We start from the raw sequence: 18,709 nt of genomic DNA on the forward strand, positions 1-18,709 counted from the left end.
CTATTTTCCGCGATAGACCAGCAGATCCGGCAGATAATCGATCAGGCGGATCAGCCAGGAAAACGGGGCCGGAAAATCGGTGCGGAACCGGCGGCGCGACATCGCCCTGACCACCCGGTCGGCGGCGTCATCGGGGTTCATCAGCATCGGCATGCTGAACGCGTTCTTTTCCGTCAGGCGGGTCCGGATGAACCCCGGATTGACGATCCGCACCGTCACCCCAGTTCCTGCCAGATCGTGCCGCATGGTCTCGGCCAGCGAGATCAGCGCCGCCTTGCTGGAGGCGTATCCGATCGCCGCAGGCAGCCCGTGATACCCCGCCAACGAGCCGATCAGCGTAATATCCCCGCGCCCCGCACGTACAAAACCGGGCACCGTTTCACCCAGAACGCGCAGCGCGCCGGTGTAATTCACATCGCTCATCGCCAGCGCGGCCTCGGTGTTCCAGTCGGCCGCCTTCATCGGGTCATAGGCACCGGCATTATAGACCAGACCGTCCACAGCGCCGGCCTTCTCCACCGCGCGGCGCACAGCCTCAAGGTCCGTCACATCCAACGGCAGCGGGCGCGCATGGGGCAGGGTCGCACAGATGTCATCCAGACGCCCGGCATTGCGCGCGGACAGGATCAGATGTGCGCCCTGACGGCTCAGCGCGCAGGCCAAAGCGCGACCCAGACCTTCGCTGGCGCCGATGATCCAGTAGGTTTTTCCGTCAAAGCTGCTCATGCGTGGACCGTTTCACTATTGTTTGCTGTATCTACGGCCCCGCCGCTGCGTTGGATCAGCCTGTTGCAAAGTAAAATGCACTGTCCCCCTCATGTCACGACCGGATGGTGCCAAGAAAAACCTCCGTCCTATTGATCCACCCCCGTCCATCCTGCGTATCTTATTGTAAAATGTCACATAACGAGGCTTAAATGTTCGACGAAACCCGGGGCGTCCGGAAAAAAATCGCAGTCATTGGCGCAGGCATTTCAGGTCTCTCCGCAGCTTACTATCTTTCTGAAAACAACGACGTGACCGTGTTCGAGGCCGAACCCCGGCTGGGCGGGCATGCGCGCACGGTCATGGCGGGCCGGAACGGGGATCAGCCCGTCGATACCGGCTTTATCGTTTTCAACTATGTGACCTACCCCTATCTGACCCGGCTGTTTGACGAACTGAACGTGCCCGTCATCGAAAGCGAGATGAGCTTTGGTGCGACCATCGACAATGGCCGCATCGAATACGGGCTGAACAACCTGCGCACCCTGACAGCCCAGAAACGCAATCTGGCGCGCCCAGCCTATTACAAGATGATCGCCGACATCCTGCGCTTTGGCAAAGAAGCCCCCGAAGCCGCGCAGGACGATGACACCACGATCGGAGAGCTGGTGGACCAGCTGCGCCTGGGCCACTGGTTCCGCCACAATTACCTGATGCCGATGTGCGGCGCGATCTGGTCCACACCTGTCGAATTCGTCGATCAGTTCCCGGCCCGGTCTCTGGTGCAGTTTTTCCGCAACCATGCCCTGCTGGCCAGCGGCCGAGGCAGTCAGCATCAGTGGTACACGGTCAAAGGCGGCAGCATCGAATATGTGCGCCGGGTCGACGCCGCCCTGCGCAGTCGCGGATGCGAAATCCGGCTGGCATCGCCGGTTGAACATGTCCAGCGCGACGATACCGGCGTCACGGTCCACAGCCAGGGTCAGGCCGACCTGTTTGACGAGATCATTCTGGCCACCCATTCCGATCAGTCTCTTGCGATACTGGGAGGGGCCGCCACCGATGCCGAAAAGGCGGCGCTGGGCGCGATCCGCTATCAGCCGAACACCGCGATCCTGCATTGCGACCCGCGCCAGATGCCGCGGCGGCGCGCCTGCTGGTCCAGCTGGACCTATCGTTCGCAGGCCGGCAATGTCGGTGTCACCTACTGGATGAACCGATTACAGAGCATTCCGGACAATGACCCTCTGTTCGTGACGCTGAACGCGTCGTCGGAAATTCCTGCAGATAAAATCTATGACCAGGTCGAATTCGCCCATCCGGTTTTCGACAAGGCCGCACTGAAGGCGCAGGGACAGATTCGCGCGATGCAGGGCCAGAACCGGACCTGGTTTGCCGGGGCCTATAACCGGCACGGGTTCCACGAAGACGGGATCGCCAGCGCGATGCATGTCGTCGAACGGCTGAGCGGCACCCGGCACACAATCGGAGCAGACAATGGCAATCCCGCAGAAGATACTGCAATCGCTGCCTCGGCCGCCGTCTGACGTCGTCCGCGCGGCGCTGATCTGCCTTGTCGCGCTGGCCCCGGGCGGGCTGGCGGCGTCGCCGATCACGCAAACGCTGGACGATGCTCAGCTCAGGGGCAGCGCGACGTTTCGCTTTCTGGGGGTTCCGGTCTATGACGCCAGGCTGTTCACACCCGGGGGCGCAGCGTTCAGCTGGAATGAAGAGTTTGGCCTGCAGCTGACCTATCGCAAGACCCTGAAGCAGAAGGCGCTGGTTGAATCGACGCTGGACGAAATGGCCCGGCAGGGCAACCCGGCCCCGACGCAGGGACAGCTGGAACAGTGTTTTCAGGCGGTGGGCAAAGGCGACAGCTATGTCGCCATTACTGAGGGGCCGGACAAGGTCGGGCTCTGGCGCAATGACAAAAAGACCTGCACCCTGTCCTATCCGGGTGCAAAACGTGCCTTCATGTCCATTTTTCTGGGCACCGACACCCGATCAGCAAGTTTCACACGCAGGTTGAAAGGCCAGTGATGCTGTATCCGCGCGTCAGTCTCTATGCGCTGATGCTCGCAGCGGCGGGTATCCCGCTGTATATCCACCTGCCGCGTTTCGCGGCCGTCAATCTGGGCATCGGGCTGGGGGTGATCGGGACCGTGCTTCTGGTGATCCGGCTGGTGGACCTGATACAGGATCCGCTGATCGGCTGGGCTATCGACCGCTGGCCGGGGGCGCAGATGCCGTTTGCCGCCACCGCCGCGATCGGGCTGGCCATCGGGTTCCCGCTGCTGTTCGGCTTGCCGCAGGGCGCCAGCATTGCCGCGCTGGTTGCCGTTTTGGTGCTGTTGTTCTCGGCCTACAGCCTTGGGACCATCCTGCTTTATGGCCGCAGTGCGACACTGGCCCGACGCCCTGACCCGAAAGAACTTATGACGCTGGCCGCATGGCGCGAAGGCGGGCAACTGACCGGCGTGGTCCTTGCGGCAAGCGCTCCGGCCCTGTTCCTGGCACTGGGGGCCGGCACCCAGGGTTATCCGGCATTCGGCCTGTTTCTGGGTGTTCTTGCCGCGCTGACACTGATCCTGACCTTCCCCATCTGGCGCCGTACGCCGATCACCGGTCAGGGGCTGTCCTTTGCCGGGCTGGGTCAGGCCGGTGCGCTGCGCCTTCTGGCGCTGGCGCTGGTCAACAGCCTGCCGGTGGCAATCACCTCGACCCTGTTTCTGTTCTTTGTCGAAGACCGCCTGCAATTGCCCGGAAAGGCCGGGCCTCTGCTGATCCTGTTTTTCCTCAGCGCGGGGGCCAGCGTGCCGCTCTGGGCGCGGCTCAGCAACCGTATCGGTCCGAAACAGACCCTGATGATCGCGATGCCGCTGTCAATTGCCGGCTTCATCGGTGCCGCGACGCTGGCCGCGGGCAACCTGACCGGCTTTGCGGTGATCTGCCTGGCCTCCGGCGCGGCGCTGGGGGCGGATATGGTGGTTCTGCCGGCCATGTTCTCGGTCGTGCTGACGCGGGCCGGGCTGAACGCTTCGGCCGCGTTCGGCATCTGGTCTTTCGCGGGCAAGCTGGGCCTTGCGCTGGCTGCCTTTTTCACTCTGCCGCTGCTGGAACGCAGCGGATTCACACCGGGACAAGCAAATTCGGCACAGGCGCTGGAGACGCTCAACCTCGCCTATGCCGTGCTGCCCTGCATCCTGAAAATCGGCGCGTTCGGAATGGTCCTGACGCTGCCAACTGAGGTCTCAGCCAAATGACACTTACAGCCATCCTTCTGCTTGCCCTGCTCGCTCTGATCATCGCGAAACGTCGGTTCCTGAGTTTCCGATCGCAATCCCCGGCCGATTATACGGGCACCGGACCCGATTTCCGGATGACGGAAAACCTGAATGGGGAAATCCTGTCCGAAGGTCTGATCTATGGGCCAAACGGCAAGATGTCGAACAGCTTTGTTGCCCGCATGGTGGGGGAATGGAAGGGAAACACCGGCACGCTGACCGAGTATTTCACCTATTCCAACGGCAAGAAGATGACCCGCAAATGGTATCTGACGCTGGGAACCGGCAACAGCTTTACCGCCACGGCGGACGATATCGTGGGCGAAGGCCGCGGCATCATATCGGGGTCCACGGTCAAGCTGACCTATCGCATCATCCTGCCCGAGGATGCCGGGGGTCACACGCTTGATGTCACCGACTGGATGTACCTGACGGAAAACGGCGTGATCATAAACCGGTCCGAGATGCGCAAGTTCGGCATCAAGGTCGCGGAGCTGGTCGCCACCATGCGTCCGGCCCCCGAAACCGCGACAGCCCATCTGAACGGGGCCAACGGATATGACGCAACTGCCGACGCAAGGCCGTTGCAATGATCTCGCGTCGTGTTCTGATCGGTGCCATTGCGATCACAGGGCTTGCGGTATTGGCCGCCTGTTCCGCCAAGCCACGGGTGCCCAAGACCTTTCTGTCCGACCGGCAACTGAACCTTGAGGAGTTCTTTGCGGGCAAGACCGTCGCCTATGGTCAGTTTCAGGATGTGCTGGGCAATGTTCCGCGCCGCTTTACCGTCGAAATCGACGGCACATGGGATGGCGAAACCCTGACCCTGATCGAGGATTTCCTTTATGATGACGGCGCGACCGAACAGCGGATCTGGACCCTGACCAAAACCGGCAAGGACACCTGGACCGGCACTGCGCCGGGGGTTCTGGGCACCGCCAGCGGCACCGAGCGCGGCGACACTTTCAACTGGAAATACAAGATCGACCTGCCGGTCAAGGATGGCACGATGCGCGTCAATTTCGATGACTGGATGTGGCTGCTGGAGGATGATCGCCTGCTGAACCGCGCCTATGTCTCGCGCTATGGGGTGCGGCTGGGCGAGGTCATCCTGTTTTTCGAAAAGAAATAGGTTTCGGGATCAGGAATCAAAAAGGGCGAGTCTAAAGACCCGCCCTTGTTCTTTGGTGGTTCAGGCCAACTCAGAAGTTGAACTGGGCACCGAAATCGGCGCGATAGTAACCGTCCGCGTTGCCTTCCTTGATCTCGCCAATGGCGCCGCGCAGCGAAGCACCGCCACCCAGATCATAGATGGCGCCGATGCCGATGTTGCGGGTATCGTCATCTGCCGAACCGTCGCCGTAAACGAATTGCAGCGTGGTCGCAGCACCAACGTTATAGGACGCCGACACACCATAGGCAGTGCCGTTTTCAGCGCTGTCCGCAACGTCGTCATCCGCCACGAACAGGGTGCCGTAGAATTCGCCCAGATCCGCGCCAAGGGTGAAGACGGTCAGGCTTTCGTCGCCGCCGCCCGGCAGATCGGTTTCACCATAGACCAGCGATGCCGTGATGATGTCGTTGAAAGTGTAACTTGCGCCAAGATCCCAGCGATCAGCATCTTCTGCAACGCCATTCAGACCTAGCGTGCGTTGGTCATAAGACGCAAAGACAGCAAGGTCGCCAACGGCATATTGAAAGAACACCGCGTTCGCACCGGAACCGGTCGAAGAGTATTCCAGGAACGAGTAGTCGACACCGGAATACTGCCCAAGGAACTCTTCCAGACCCGGTTCTGTACCGAAATAATCGTCCAGGTTGTCAAACGAACCAGCAACGTTGCCGGCGTCAACACGCAGACCCCCGTAGATGACAGAGAAACGCGCACCGTTCAAACCAGCCGAGTCGGCTTCGCCGGTGTCGCTGTCGTCATCCGCCTGCAGTCGGACGCGGCCCTGGAATTCAACGCCGCCATCGGTTTCGACATTAGCGTCGATGTTCAGACGAAACCGCGAAATCAGGATGGTATTGTCAGTGTCGACGTTAGCCGTGTTAGTGGACGTCACAACGCCGCCCACTGTGTTGAAATTGACGACGTCGCCGGTACGGTCTTCCTGGTATCCAATACCAAAACGGCCGTAACCGCTGAACTTAACTTCCGCGGCGGCAACGCTTGCAGTTGCGATCAACGCGGTCGATGCGATGAGAACTTTTTTCATGGTTAACCCATAGGTTTTGAGAGGAGTGCAGCCGCCAAAGGCGACTGTCGGCCTATTCGAATAAAATCCCCGCGCGGACAACAGATCTGCGGCGCTTCTTCTGCCAGGGTCCGGATTTTGTTGCATCTTTGCAAAACCGGATTTGGGAAGCCTGCGCAGATTTTCCTTTGTTTACGCTCGTTTTGACACTTCGCCGGCCCGTGTTACAGAAAGTTGATCACAAAAATGCGACAGCACCCCTTTAAATGATGAAAGTTTACCAGTGCTGCGCCTGTGCATATTTTTTGAGCAGAGCTGTCTGTTTGGGCGCGATACTTCGCTGACCAGCCCGGTCGTCTCCCACAGCTGCGACTCAGCTTCGAAACCCGTTCAGACCAGTCAATTGCTGGAATAGACAAAGGACAGTTTCCGGCTGACGCCGCCCGGCGGTGGCGGGAAGGGCGAGGCGGCGCGCACTTGCGCCTTGGCCGCACGCTCGACATCGGGTGTGCCGGTGCTGTCCACAACATCGACCCAGGCCAGGGTTCCATCCGGGCTGATTTCGAAAAACACTTTCGCGAACCCGCGGGCCGCCGTGTAGACGATGGGCGCGCGATTCAGATGCACCAGAACCCGCCCGGCATAATTGGTCCGGTCCGAGTTTCCGGGCCCGCGCCCACCCGCGCCGGACCCGCTGTTGCTGACGGTGAAAGTGTCGATCCCCCTCCGCCTGTAGGTGGTCAGGGGCGACTCGATTTCGCGGGTCGGAAAGCGCAGGTCACTGAAATCCCGCGATCCGCTCAGAACGCCCTGCGGCTCGGCCGGCGCGCGGCGATCCGGCAAACGCGGGCGGATCGAAGTCACCACGGCCAGTTCGGAATCCGCGCCATCCTCTGTCGTTTCAGGCACCGGTTCAGGCTCGACCGGGGCAATCAGCGTCTCAGGCGTTTCGGCGGGTTCCGGCAATGCGGCAAGCTGCTGCGGGGCCGGGGCTGTCGGCGCGGTTTCAACCACCGGCTCAACAATTTCGGGGTCGCCCAGGGGCGTTTCGACCGTCTCGGCCGTTTCGGCAGACGGAGTTTCCTCCACATCATCGGCGGCCGCGTCTTCGCCATCCTCTGCTTCTGCGGTTCCGGTATCCTCCGGGCGAACCGGTTCGGGTTCGACCGGTCGCAGCACCTCGGCGGTGCCGGTATCGGGTGAAAACGTTTTCTGCGGATCGTCTGAGGCCACATGGACCTCGCTGGTCGGAATCTCAGCCGGTTCCGGCGCGGGCGGCGGCTGCTCCTCGACCGGTGGCTCGGGCGTCGGGGTCGGCTCGGGCGTGACCGGTTCGGTGACGGTTTCGGCCAGATCCTCGAACCGGTTTCCAAGCTCGACCGCATCTGTGGGACTTTGCTGTACCGAACGCTCGTCCAGACCCGATGCGGTCATTGTCAGACCCCAGGCGTGCAACAGCAGCGATATCAGTACGGCAACGGCCGCGATGACAGCCGAGCCCCGGATCATTCCAGCGCCTTCTCGGTCACGACGAAAACGGACGCAGCGCCAAGCCTGCGTAGTGCGCCGGTGACCTCAATCAGCCGGGACCCCGGCGCGTTGCGATCCGGTACGATACGCACCGGCCCCGGATCACGGCCGGCCATATAGGTTTCCGGATCGGTCGCCACCCCGCGAAAGCTGAGTGTTCCGTCCCTGTGCATCACCAGCGCATCGGGCGGCTCGCGGCCTTCAAGCTGCGCGGTGTCCACCAGATTCAGATCCGGATCCAGCGGCGTCGCCACGGTGCCCGCGATTAGAAAGAAGATCAGCATCAGAAAGACGACATTGATCAGCGCGATGGTCGAATCGCGCCTGCGGCGGGGGCGGGTCAGGCGGATCATTCCAGCACCAGCACGCTGAGCCCGTCACGCCCGCGCAGCTCGACCAGCAGGTCCACCAGCCGCTGCGCTGTCGTGTCGGGATCGAGGCTGATCAGCACCTGCCCGGTCGTCACCTGCAGGGCCAGTTCCGCGAGCGTGACCGGCACGCCATTCAATTCCAGCCGCTCGGCCCCCAGTTGGACAAAGACCCGGTTCTGCGGTGCCTCGGCTGCCTCACCTCCGGTTGTCGCGTTGCTCAGTTCGATCTCGCCATATTTCGAAAAGGTCGAAGTCAGCATGAAGAACAGCAACAGCAGAAAGATCACGTCGATAAGCGGCGTCATCGCCATCCGGCGTCGGACAAAGGGTGCCGCGTTACGCATGTCCGGGCGCGGCCGTCGGGGCCCGCGTGTCGTCCGCCAGCGGAATCGCCTGCCCCGGCACCAGAACCGTGCGCAGCGCCTTGTCAGCGAACACCCGTTCACGCGCGGTGCGGCTTTCGAACCAGGACAGCACCATCGAAGTCGGCATCGCCACCGCCAGTCCAACCGCCGTGGTCACCAGCGCCACCCAGATCCCGCCCGCCAGCAGGGACGGGTCCACCGAGGATCCGGCGGACTGAAGGCTTTGGAACGCCTCGATCATGCCCAGAACCGTGCCGAACAGCCCCAGCAGCGGCGCCAGTTGCGCCACCGTGTCCAACAGCCGAAACCCCCGCTCCAGACCGGCCAGCGCCAGCCCGGCCTCGGCATCCAGCCGCTGATCCAGACCGGGTGTGTCCGGCGCATCCATCGCGGCGCTTACCAGCGGCGCAAGGTAGCTGTGGCTTTGCGACAGACGCGCGCGGGCGGCCTGTTCATCGCCGGCATCCCAGGCGGCCAGAGCCTCGGACAGCACCCGATGCCGTCCAACGCCGGACACTGCAAACTGCCAGAGCTTGTAGAGTGTGACCGCAAGCGTGATCACGGACATCGCGATCAGGATGGCCACCACCGGGCCGCCAAGGGCCAGAATTTCGCGCAGGGCGTCAAGAAAACTCATCCCAAAAGCTCCACTTCGGTTCGGCTGCGCAGGGTCGGCGTGTCATCGCATATGTCGCTTTCAGATCCATCGACGATACAGCTGCTGACACCGTTGATCAGCACCCGGCCCAGATTTTCGCAGGTGGTGTCCCGGATGTCGAACCGGCGCACACGCGGCCGCCCTGCCGGCAAATCCCGAAACTCGAATAAGGCGAGCCGGTCGAACGTGCCGGAGGCGTCGAAGATCACGATTTCATATCCGGCATTGTCGATCGCCGTCGGCAGTTCGTTTTCGACCAGAAAGATCAGGCGGCACGCCCTCTCCACATCCTGAACCTTGTTCAGCTCCAGCGTCAGCCCCGTCGGCGGCGCATCTGAGGATTGCGCCAGCGTCGCGAAGGGCAAGGTGACAAGCACGGCGGCCAGAGCCGAACGGCGAAACATCATGGATACGCTCCCAGTTGTTCAACGCAGAACCAGAGGGCCGAAGCGGCACCGCTGTCGTCCAGCTACACATATCCAACCATGCAGAGCGGCGAAAGAGCGGCCGACAGGCTTGTGAACAGCCGCAGGCCGTGGGTACGGCATGGTTAGGTCAGCCGAATGTGACCGCCCTTGTCGCACCGTGAGCGAGAAGGCAAGGTCGTCGACATGCCGAAAGGCTATGCCGGAACGGTCAGACCTTTGATAGGGTTTCAAAAAAAGTGGTGAGCCGTGCAGGATTCGAACCTGCGACCCACTGATTAAAAGAACGGCCAGAGCCATTTCGCTGTATTTCTCCCATTTTCGCCAAACTTACAAAAATGAAGCGAAAACAGTAATTTAAGTTGACCATCGCTGCGCCTTAAATTCATGACTTACTCCAGAATTCGCCGCCATTTGCTTCCGTATAGCTTCCGGAAGCAGGCCGGAAGCAAGGAGTGTTCTGGATATGTTCAAATTGACCAAACGCGCGGTAGAGGGGCTTTCCATTGAGGCCAAGGATTACCTTGTCTGGGACCGGGACATGCGCGGCTTTGGGCTGCGGGTTTATCCGTCCGGTAAAAAGACTTATCTGGTTCAATACCGGGCCGGGCGCCGGACACGGCGGATCACCATCGGCCAACATGGCGTTCTGACCGCCGAGGAGGCGCGGACGCAGGCAAAGCAGCTTTTGGGCGATGTGGCACGCGGTTCGGACCCTTCCGCCGAGAGGCAGGCCAAAAGGCGCGCTCCGACCGTGGCGGGGCTCTGTGACCGTTTCTTAGAGGAATATGTCGACCAGCATTGCAAGCCGACCACTGCCCGCGACTATCATAGCGTGATACGCCGGTTCATCCGGCCCAAGCTCGGTCCTATCCCGATTGCCGAGGTGACCCGCGCCGACGTGGTCGCCTTTCACCACGGGCTGCGGGAAACGCCTTATCAGGCCAACCGGGCGGCGGCGATGCTGTCGAAGCTGTTCAATCTGGCCGAGGATTGGGGATTGCGGCAGTCGGGATCAAATCCAGCGCGCCGGATCAAGAAATTCCGCGAAGAAGAAAAGAAACGCTACCTGTCAGACGCGGAACAGATACGACTGGGCGAAGTGCTGGCAGAGGCGCTGGAAGACGGCACAGAGACCGTTTACGTGGTGTCGGCACTCTTGCTGCTGATTTACACCGGTTGCCGCCTCAGTGAGATTCTGACACTGCGCTGGGACTATGTTACGTCGCACCATCTGGAGCTGCCGGACAGTAAGACCGGTCGCCGCCGTATTCCCCTGCCGAGGGAAGCTTACGACATCCTGATGGAATTGCCCCGGCAGCCCGGAAACCCTTATGTAATATTAGGCGAGTCAGACACCGGGCCGCTCAATAATCTACAGAAACCGTGGCGGCGTATACGTAAGACAGCGGGTTTGGAAGATGTCCGCATTCACGACCTACGACACACCTATGCCTCTGTTGCGATGAAAGACGGGATTGACCCCTTCACCCTGAAAGAAATCATGGGTCACAAGAATCTGACCACGACCCTGCGATATGCCCACCTTGCAGATGACGCCGTACAACGGGCGGCAGGATCAGTGGCAGCGCGATTGGCCCGCGCGGTTCGAAAAGACATCCGAACCGCGCCACTGAGGGTTGTAGGGTGAGCTTCACGAATTTGGGTCAAATACTTTTAACAGCATGACTTCCACTGATTTCCCACCGATACCCAACGACGCCCTCTAAATAGTCAAAACGGACACCGAAAAAGTCTTAGATTGCCGCTTAAAAGCCTTATTGTCGTAGTGCTGTCCGGCTCATAACTGCATGTACGCAAAGGAGTATTTCATGCGCAGGTTTTTGACTGTTGTTTCCCTACTATCTTTCGTTTCTGCCTGCGCGCAGTCACCGGATAAAGTAGGAGCAACGTATGTCAGCCCCGCAATTTTTGACGGGCGTTCGTGCCAGCAATTGCACGCGGAACGCAACCAAATTGCAAGCAATGTGAATAAATTGACAGCGGATCAACAGAAATCGGCTACTAACGACGCGGTTATTACCGGAGTGACACTGGTTCTGTTCTGGCCCGCGGCTTTGGCTATGGCCGCGACTCAGGATCATGCCGACCAGTTGGCACAGGCCAAAGGGAATTACGACGCCATCACCCAGGCTATGCAAGCAAAGAATTGTCCGCAGGTCGGCGTGACAGGTTAAAGCTCACAAGTAGCGACAACGATAGGGGGTACATGAATGTGTGCCCCCCTTTTTATGGTGTTTTATAACCTTTTTTGCGACTGGCCTCAGAGGCCGTAGCCAAGTAAATCAGAATTCGCGGCTTTTAGTCGAATGCGTCATGCCTCCACAGGTTTTTCGGTAACGTTACCTTACATAGGGAAATTGGTCAGGAATTCTGCACCCTACATATAGGTTACGTTACATAGGGCTCCACAAAACAACCATAAGATAGCTACCAATACAGGCTCAGGACATATGCTGGATACTCAGAACAAGAAAAACGCATTGGACGTCGAACGACTTTGGAACCAAATGCAGCTTCCGCTGCCCGTCGCGGAAGGATTTGCGACGGACATTGCGTGGATTGCTCAGCACTACCGCCCCAACGCCCGACGGATAGCGCAACTTCCTGCGAAAGAGCGCAACGCAATCTACGGCAAGTTGGATAAGACTGTCCGCTCCCTGCTGGATCAGCTTTCAAACCTGCCTCCATCCATTCAATGGGAACTAGAAGAAGTTGGAATGGCGAATGAGCCAGAAGACTATTTTGAGAACGCATTAGGTTCTGACCACGAAGGGCTGGATTACGGAGAGTATCTGATTGATGTCCTGAATGAGAAACTCCCCGAGTTTGCGTTCTTGATTGGAGACGCACAGGAGCATCACAAGCGCCCACGCGCCAGACCAAAGCAAAACGAAAGTTTGGAAGAAACAATCCAACGGCTCGGTGAGGTCTTCGAGCACTATACTGGCCGCCATCCGGTGGCGACCTATTACTATGACGATCTGGACGTAGAACAACCCTACAAGAGCGACTTCTTTAGCTTCATTTACGCGTTTTTCTGGGTTGATCCGAACCACAAATTCCCAACGTCACACACCATCGGCAACGCGACATTGCGCGTGTTTGGCCTTAAAAAATAGGGATGTCATAAATGGACAGGTTTTGAGCCATATATGACATTAGATTGATCCGCACCTACGCTGCATTCTGGTTGCAACGAAACGAAATGCAGCGAGGCAACCATGCAAGCACAGATTGATCCTGACTACTTCGACCGGCTTATCGACGAAAAAGAAGCCGCCAACTACCTTTGCTACTCCGTTCGTGCCCTGCAGAACTGGCGCGTCCGAGGCGGTGGACCAATGTTCGTAAAAGTGTCCGGTCGCTCTGTCCGATATACGCGCAGCGATCTGCAAAAGTGGATTGCCGAAAAGCGCGTCGCCAATACCAGCGCCGCACCTTCCTGACATTCAAGTTTTGCCCGCTCAGAGTTGGCAGCGCTGAGCGGGATTTTGGGGCCGGATGGCTCTCAGGGGCGCGGGGTGTCGCCACCTCGCGCCCTTTCTGTGCCTGCCAAACGGTTCAACCAAGGAGTTCACCATGACGCAACAACCCGCTTTCAAATTCAAAATCGGGCTTATTACCGCAACGATCTGGGACAATGACGGGTTCTTTTCTGTCGATATCTCACGATCCTACAAAAACGGGGAAGGCGACTGGCGCACCACCAGCGCGTTCTCTCACAATGACCTTCTGAACGTCGCCAAATGCGCTGAACGTGCAGAGAATTGGATTTCGCGCAAGCAGGCAGCAGCCAGCCAATGATATCCGCCGGGCGTCCAGCCCGGCCCCAAAACAATAGCTGCCCCGCCGGAGGCACTATCGAAGGGCGCGACAGCGCCCGCCCCTTTCCCAACCTCAACCAAATCGCGCGGCGTTCGCCGAAAGAGGGGGGTGATTGTAGCACCCCCCTCTGGAAATACCGGAAAACAAGGAGACCATTAAATGCACGTTGTACATCGTGGATTCGACACTATCGCACTTTCGATTCAGGCCAACATCTCGCAAGAGCTATTCGACTTGCTGAATACCGAAAGGGAACGAGCCGAAGAAGAGCGGCATCCCGTTCCTTTCAGCTACGGCGGTGCAGACTTTGACCTGTTGCCCCATGGCGGCAACGGGTATCGCTTTATCCTCAAAGGGGGACCGTTGGATGTGCATTGGTCCTTAAAGAAACCAAATGCCCGCGACCCGTGGGGTATTCGGGTTTCGGTGGGTTCAACTCTTCTTGCAACCCAAGGTCTCGGATACGCACGTTCCTACATTGATAAGACACTAAGTAGACTCGGAATCCGTTTTGAGGCGCATCAAGTCAGCATCAGCCGCGCGGATTTCTGCGTTGATATCCTTGCACCGGATTTCGAACTTGTTCCTGAAAATTTCGTCGTTCACAGCCATACCAACCGCGCCGACTATCTCACCGCTCAAGATGATATGCGCAGCAACGGTAAATCTGGTCAGTTTACATCCGTCACGGTGGGTAAAATGCCGGGACGCCAGGTCATCATTTATGACAAGCGTCGCGAAGTGATCGACAAGAAAAAACCGATCTGGTGGGATATCTGGAACACAAACCTTGAGCGGGACGGGTTGCCTCCTTTGAAACCTTCTGATGCGTCTCAAAGTCGTGTGTGGCGTGTTGAGTTTCGTGCCGGGAAAGATTTGCTCAAGGATCGTTGGCAGATCAGGACATGGCCTCAATTCGACGCCATGTTCGGCGATGTCATTTCCGAGGCGTTGCAGAAGATACGTTACTGTGAGCCTGATCCTGATGACAGTAACCGCGCCCGGTGGCCAAATCATGAAATCTGGGACTTAGTTGCTGAATCGTCAGAGGATGACTTGCAAGAAATGCGCAGCCACATCGACGCAACCAGCATTAAGCACGTACATCGCGCTGAACAAATTAGGTTGATATCAGCGCAAATTGCGGGCCTTGGGATCACTCTGGCCGCGCTAGAAGATACTCAGGAAAGTGAGTTGAGTGATTTCATGGAAAGTGTTGGAGGCAGGCTCGCAGAGAATGTACAGGCCGATCCTGAGCGCGCTGCAAACAAGCTGCATGAAACGAAGAACAGATATCGGTTCATTGCGTAAACCACTGACGAGCACCCGCCTTCATTTGCGCCGTGCCCATTTGGGTGGTTTGAGTCCTTGTCAGACCTTAGATGGATAAGTTCATCTCACTTAAGCGGCATGGCGCGAACTTAGCCCATTCCAGACTTTCACTGTCGTCTGGAGTTTCGCTCATGCAGCAGGTCGCGAACGGCGCAATGCGGACCTAGAAGCCATTCGCCGCGCTCTAACAAAACACCTCGCCCTGCAAAAAATCGGACGAGGTGTTATCCTGACTTCGTCAGTCTACTGACTTAAACAGCCCCGTGCTTTGGTTCGCCAAGTCGACCATTTTGATGCTCCTTGCGTGCGAAACCACACCAATCTAACGTTCAGGCAGATTGGAAGGATTGTTGATGTTCAGATTTATTGGCGCTCATTGCGCATTGCTTATTGTTCTTTCCACAGGTCAAGGGCTTGCAACTGAGTATTCCGAACTCCGTCACTCCGACCTGATTGACCAATGCCTTGATGCTATCGAAAGAGATGATCGAGTGGCTGTTGAGACGATGGCTGAAGAGCTACTCGGTCGTAGCGGATTCAACCTCGGACCTGAAAGTCGGGATAGAGGATCTTCGTGCCTTCAATCCGCTTATGGTCTGGATTTCGAGTTCGGGGGCCGACGCTTTTATTCGCAAGAATTGCTAGACGCTCAAGCACATATGGCTGAGCGAGCGGCCAGTGTTCTCAAAAATCAACAAGAAGAGTTCGCAAAAGCCGTTGTCGAAGCTTGCTTCCTAGAACTGGAAATTGATCGGTTCCGAGCTCTAACAACCCCAGCCTGCGCTGAAGTTTTTAAAACCCTTGGATTGCCCGGATTGCAGTAAATCGAGCCCTTACCAGTCATTGCTATGCTAACTGAGTGCTGCGGGAGCATTCGGTGGGTCGCAACCCGAAGCAGACCTTGGTAAAGCAATTTGGAACAGCAAACATATTTACATACAGGGGTTTAAGCGCCTTAGATCATCACTTTCTGGTTGTTCACTTGACCGAAGCACTTTGATAGCCTCTTCAAGAAATGGAAACGTGACGTAAGTTTCCACGAACGGCTTTATGCAAAGCCAAGAACAAAAAAGGGGTTTCTCAATATGGCAAAACCAAAGCCGTTTGCCTTTGTTCTGATGCCCTTCGGCAGCGAATTCGATGACATTTATCGGTTGGGAATTCAGGAGACGGCAAAAGAGCAAGGCGTCGTGGCCGAGCGTGTCGACGAACAGATTTATACAGAGAGCATCCTGGAGAGGATTTATCGGCAGATCGATGCCGCAGATTTCATTATTGCGGATATGACGGGCAAAAACCCAAACGTCTTCTATGAAGTAGGGTACGCCCATGCAAAGGACAAAATTTGTACGCTTATCACTCAAAGGGCTGAAGATATTCCCTTTGATCTGAAACACCACCGGCATCTTGTCTATGATGGCTCGATCACGAACCTCAAGAACATGCTAAGTGCCGACATAGACTGGGTGAAATCGGAACTTGACCGCCAACGAACAGTCACGTTTGAAGTCAGCGCGAGAACTCAAAACGAACTATTGACGGTAAACGAGTACTCGCGGACCGGGACTTTCGAACTTGTTATTGATATCCACAACCGAACTGAAAAAAGAAGCCCTGAAATCGATGCGATTTATCTCTACACGAGTGAACGTTGGGAAATAAAACAAGATGGCAAGCGTTGTGGGCACACCAAGGCTGAACGCGAGGACGTAAATCGAAGGCATATATTGGCTACAACTGCGCCTCGCTTAGCACAGGGCGCATGGACGCAAATTCGATGCGAGTTGGAGACAAACTTCTGGCGGAAATGGCGTGATGACGGTGTTGACCCGAAGGACAACTACCGAGTCCAAGGCTATCTAGTTGTAGAGATTTCCACTTCTGAAGGAATGTTCCCGACCCGGATCGATTTGGATGTCGAGTTTGATGAGATACCCTTCTAAGGTCACGTTTGCGCGTATTTCATAATTTATGCACCACATATGCAAACCGGAGTAAACAAGGCTGTGGACGTGGTGCATAAATCCGGTGCGGAATTCGCTGCGTTCTGATACGCTGAACTCATGCTGATTGGCTACGCCAGAGTTTCCACCCAAGCCCAAAGCCTCGACCGTCAAATCGGGGCGCTCAATGGCCTCGGCGTGGATCGAATTTACCGAGAGAAGGCGACTGCCAAGACGGTCAAAGGCCGTCCCCAACTTGAGAAAGCGATTGATGCGCTGGGGACAGACGATGTGTTTGTCATTGCCGAGTGGGACCGTGCCACGCGATCTATGATGGACGGCATTACGATCATTCAGCGCGTGGCAGATCGCGGCGCTACCGTGAAGGTGCTCGACAAGCCTTGGTTGGACCTAACCACTCCAATTGGCAAGGGCATTCTCGCCTTTTTGTCAGCCCTAGCGGAAGATGAGCGCGAGAGAATTACGAGCCGGGCAAACGAAGGCAGAGCGGCTGCTAAGCTGCGTGGTGTTAAATTTGGACCCAAACCCAAACTTTCAGAACATCAGCGGCAGCTTGCGATCGAGAGACTTTCACACGGAGATAGCTGTAGGAGCATCGCCAAAGATTTGGGCGTTGCGCACACTACCATATTGCGACTTACGAAGTAGCCGAGTTCTAGAGTGAAAAATATCGAAGAAATTTAGGGGCAATATGAAATGGAAGATGACAAAAAGGACTCGATGAAGGGCCGGACATGGCCTGATTTGGCTTCCGAGCTGTCTATCGGTTTTCCAGTTTGGTTGATTGGATGTTCGTTGGCGGCCTTCGTCGTGATTTGGAGCTACGCCGGTCTCTTTATGGAGGGATGTAGAAAGCTCCCGCTCATGGGTGAAGCGGGTAACTGCAATACAGTTGAGGGTGATTTAGTCTCAAAGGTACACAACGCTCTAATCAACGACCCAAATTTTCGGTCCGGGTTAAAGGGCGAAAGTGGTGACGACGGCCTACCTGGGCAGAATCCCGAACCGGCGCAAGTAATTGAGGTCCTGCTGCGAGAGTTCCAAAGCGAGTTGAGATCAGCAGTCGGCAATCCAACAGATGCGAATATGCTTCCGGAGGGAGCGATTTTGGCTTTTGATAATTCTCAAAATTGTCCTGAAGGATGGAACGCACTAACACAGCATGCAGGTCATATTGTCAGGGTGGCCGGTGATCAGGAAAATTTGCACTCGTTTCTACCGCGACATTCTCACGAAATCTACACGACACCAGAAGAGCGCAATGTTCAAAACGCAGAGAAATTCCTGTTCGACGACGAAATCCACGAAGAGTTGGGAGATGTTCGAAACCATGTTGCGTTCGTCAACGAACAGATTCCCCCAGCTGACCGCGAACTATACAAACTTTTTGCCGCAGCCAGAGCAGACGATTCTACCATTGTCGCCGAGCCGCCGAGCGTGAGTTTTGTTTTTTGTATGCGCTCGGATAATTAACAAAATGAATCCTATCCGTGCCTAGGTCTGTAGCAGGGCACATTCCAAAAGGTCCGCTTCGTTTTGCATTGCCGCCGTCGCTGAGGCCTAGTGCTGCAAGCGCAGCGAACGGCAGCTCGGTGGCCCTTTGATTTGTCCCGGATTTTATGTCCCCGCGTCCTAAGGGTCGCGTCAACTGCCGATTACCGTGCCGGTGTCTGTCAATAGCCGCTCTGCGCGATAGTGATCCAATGGGCACACTTCAATCTTTGTCATAGTGCTTCCGTATTGCTTCCGGCAAGCTGCGCGTCATGAAGCGCGTCCTACACGGCTGCGCGTAACTTTTTGTTTTTATTGGAAAAAGTGGTGAGCCGTGCAGGATTCGAACCTGCGACCCACTGATTAAAAGTCAGTTGCTCTACCAACTGAGCTAACGGCCCACTCTTTTGTTGGATCTGGTCGATCCGTGGCGCTCTCTAAGGTATTTTCCCGACCGGGTTCAAGTCCTTATTTTACGCCTCGTTTCGCCGGTTTTCGTTCAGGTTCCGGCGTCCCGATAGGCGGCCTACTTAG

22 protein-coding genes and 1 tRNA gene are annotated in these 18,709 nt (G+C 57.1%); 15 read left to right on the forward strand and 8 right to left on the reverse strand.

All coding sequences use genetic code 11. From position 1 onward, the window contains the following. On the reverse strand, nucleotides 1-726 hold the full coding sequence (locus ACR0D8_RS14030) for an SDR family NAD(P)-dependent oxidoreductase (protein WP_480647371.1): 726 nt from the start codon (nucleotides 724-726) through the stop codon (nucleotides 1-3). Between the two features lie 191 nt (nucleotides 727-917). On the opposite strand from ACR0D8_RS14030, the gene ACR0D8_RS14035 reads away from it, so the two are divergent. From ACR0D8_RS14035 to ACR0D8_RS14055, 5 genes are read left to right on the forward strand one after another with little or no spacing between them, the layout of a single operon-like run. Next, nucleotides 918-2,252 (forward strand): NAD(P)/FAD-dependent oxidoreductase, encoded by a 1,335-nt coding sequence (locus ACR0D8_RS14035; protein ID WP_480647373.1) that lies wholly within the window; start codon nucleotides 918-920, stop codon nucleotides 2,250-2,252. Then, complete coding sequence (locus ACR0D8_RS14040) at nucleotides 2,203-2,748, forward strand: hypothetical protein (protein WP_480647375.1); 546 nt, start codon at nucleotides 2,203-2,205, stop codon at nucleotides 2,746-2,748. Before ACR0D8_RS14035 ends, ACR0D8_RS14040 begins: the two co-directional genes overlap by 50 nt. Further along, nucleotides 2,748-3,971: an MFS transporter gene (locus ACR0D8_RS14045; protein ID WP_480647376.1), complete on the forward strand. Its 1,224-nt coding sequence runs from the start codon at nucleotides 2,748-2,750 to the stop codon at nucleotides 3,969-3,971. Before ACR0D8_RS14040 ends, ACR0D8_RS14045 begins: the two co-directional genes overlap by 1 nt. Beyond that, nucleotides 3,968-4,585, forward strand: a complete 618-nt coding sequence (locus tag ACR0D8_RS14050) for a DUF3833 domain-containing protein (RefSeq protein ID WP_480647378.1) — start codon at nucleotides 3,968-3,970, stop codon at nucleotides 4,583-4,585. Before ACR0D8_RS14045 ends, ACR0D8_RS14050 begins: the two co-directional genes overlap by 4 nt. Next, nucleotides 4,582-5,124 (forward strand): DUF3833 domain-containing protein, encoded by a 543-nt coding sequence (locus ACR0D8_RS14055; RefSeq protein WP_480647380.1) that lies wholly within the window; start codon nucleotides 4,582-4,584, stop codon nucleotides 5,122-5,124. The genes ACR0D8_RS14050 and ACR0D8_RS14055 overlap by 4 nt, the downstream gene beginning before the upstream one ends. 70 nt (nucleotides 5,125-5,194) lie before the next feature. Here ACR0D8_RS14055 and ACR0D8_RS14060 read toward each other — a convergent pair whose 3' ends face one another. The 6 genes from ACR0D8_RS14060 to ACR0D8_RS14085 form a co-directional block, all read right to left on the reverse strand. After that, nucleotides 5,195-6,211, reverse strand: a complete 1,017-nt coding sequence (locus ACR0D8_RS14060; RefSeq protein WP_480647382.1) for a porin — start codon at nucleotides 6,209-6,211, stop codon at nucleotides 5,195-5,197. A gap of 378 nt (nucleotides 6,212-6,589) precedes the next feature. Beyond that, complete coding sequence (locus ACR0D8_RS14065; RefSeq protein ID WP_480647384.1) at nucleotides 6,590-7,699, reverse strand: energy transducer TonB family protein; 1,110 nt, start codon at nucleotides 7,697-7,699, stop codon at nucleotides 6,590-6,592. After that, on the reverse strand, nucleotides 7,696-8,073 hold the full coding sequence (locus ACR0D8_RS14070; RefSeq protein ID WP_480647385.1) for an ExbD/TolR family protein: 378 nt from the start codon (nucleotides 8,071-8,073) through the stop codon (nucleotides 7,696-7,698). Before ACR0D8_RS14070 ends, ACR0D8_RS14065 begins: the two co-directional genes overlap by 4 nt. Further along, nucleotides 8,070-8,435 carry an ExbD/TolR family protein gene (locus tag ACR0D8_RS14075; protein WP_475156576.1) on the reverse strand — a complete coding sequence of 122 codons (366 nt, stop codon included), beginning with the start codon at nucleotides 8,433-8,435 and terminating at the stop codon, nucleotides 8,070-8,072. The genes ACR0D8_RS14070 and ACR0D8_RS14075 overlap by 4 nt, the downstream gene beginning before the upstream one ends. Further along, nucleotides 8,428-9,093 (reverse strand): MotA/TolQ/ExbB proton channel family protein, encoded by a 666-nt coding sequence (locus ACR0D8_RS14080; protein ID WP_480647387.1) that lies wholly within the window; start codon nucleotides 9,091-9,093, stop codon nucleotides 8,428-8,430. Before ACR0D8_RS14080 ends, ACR0D8_RS14075 begins: the two co-directional genes overlap by 8 nt. Next, a complete protein-coding gene (locus tag ACR0D8_RS14085; protein WP_480647389.1) occupies nucleotides 9,090-9,521 on the reverse strand; it encodes a hypothetical protein in 432 nt (143 codons plus the stop codon). The genes ACR0D8_RS14080 and ACR0D8_RS14085 overlap by 4 nt, the downstream gene beginning before the upstream one ends. Before the next feature lie 484 nt (nucleotides 9,522-10,005). Here ACR0D8_RS14085 and ACR0D8_RS14090 point away from each other — a divergent pair, with 484 nt between their 5' ends. From ACR0D8_RS14090 to ACR0D8_RS14135, 10 genes are all read left to right on the forward strand, one after another. Beyond that, complete coding sequence (locus ACR0D8_RS14090) at nucleotides 10,006-11,190, forward strand: tyrosine-type recombinase/integrase (protein WP_480647391.1); 1,185 nt, start codon at nucleotides 10,006-10,008, stop codon at nucleotides 11,188-11,190. A 181-nt stretch (nucleotides 11,191-11,371) separates the two neighbouring features. Beyond that, nucleotides 11,372-11,737: a hypothetical protein gene (locus ACR0D8_RS14095; protein ID WP_480647393.1), complete on the forward strand. Its 366-nt coding sequence runs from the start codon at nucleotides 11,372-11,374 to the stop codon at nucleotides 11,735-11,737. A 276-nt stretch (nucleotides 11,738-12,013) separates the two neighbouring features. Then, on the forward strand, nucleotides 12,014-12,682 hold the full coding sequence (locus ACR0D8_RS14100; RefSeq protein WP_480647395.1) for a hypothetical protein: 669 nt from the start codon (nucleotides 12,014-12,016) through the stop codon (nucleotides 12,680-12,682). Nucleotides 12,683-12,784: 102 nt separating this feature from the next. Beyond that, complete coding sequence (locus tag ACR0D8_RS14105) at nucleotides 12,785-13,009, forward strand: helix-turn-helix transcriptional regulator (RefSeq protein ID WP_171616510.1); 225 nt, start codon at nucleotides 12,785-12,787, stop codon at nucleotides 13,007-13,009. A 133-nt stretch (nucleotides 13,010-13,142) separates the two neighbouring features. Next, the gene (locus ACR0D8_RS14110) at nucleotides 13,143-13,367 is read left to right on the forward strand and encodes a hypothetical protein (protein WP_170326242.1); all 225 of its coding nucleotides are present in this window, start codon (nucleotides 13,143-13,145) and stop codon (nucleotides 13,365-13,367) included. 180 nt (nucleotides 13,368-13,547) lie between these two features. Beyond that, nucleotides 13,548-14,699, forward strand: a complete 1,152-nt coding sequence (locus tag ACR0D8_RS14115; RefSeq protein WP_480647397.1) for a hypothetical protein — start codon at nucleotides 13,548-13,550, stop codon at nucleotides 14,697-14,699. A gap of 374 nt (nucleotides 14,700-15,073) precedes the next feature. Continuing rightward, entirely contained in the window at nucleotides 15,074-15,544 is a 471-nt protein-coding gene (locus ACR0D8_RS14120) for a hypothetical protein (RefSeq protein WP_480647399.1), read from the forward strand. A 261-nt stretch (nucleotides 15,545-15,805) separates the two neighbouring features. Beyond that, nucleotides 15,806-16,663 (forward strand): hypothetical protein, encoded by an 858-nt coding sequence (locus tag ACR0D8_RS14125; protein WP_480647401.1) that lies wholly within the window; start codon nucleotides 15,806-15,808, stop codon nucleotides 16,661-16,663. Between the two features lie 120 nt (nucleotides 16,664-16,783). Further along, nucleotides 16,784-17,332 (forward strand): recombinase family protein, encoded by a 549-nt coding sequence (locus tag ACR0D8_RS14130; protein ID WP_480647403.1) that lies wholly within the window; start codon nucleotides 16,784-16,786, stop codon nucleotides 17,330-17,332. 48 nt (nucleotides 17,333-17,380) lie between these two features. Beyond that, entirely contained in the window at nucleotides 17,381-18,157 is a 777-nt protein-coding gene (locus tag ACR0D8_RS14135) for a hypothetical protein (protein ID WP_480647405.1), read from the forward strand. Between the two features lie 343 nt (nucleotides 18,158-18,500). Here the strand turns inward: ACR0D8_RS14135 and ACR0D8_RS14140 are convergent. Continuing rightward, a tRNA-Lys gene (locus ACR0D8_RS14140) sits at nucleotides 18,501-18,576 on the reverse strand. Nucleotides 18,577-18,709: the final 133 nt, after the last annotated feature.

This window comes from Ruegeria sp. BG10, from assembly GCF_056538575.1.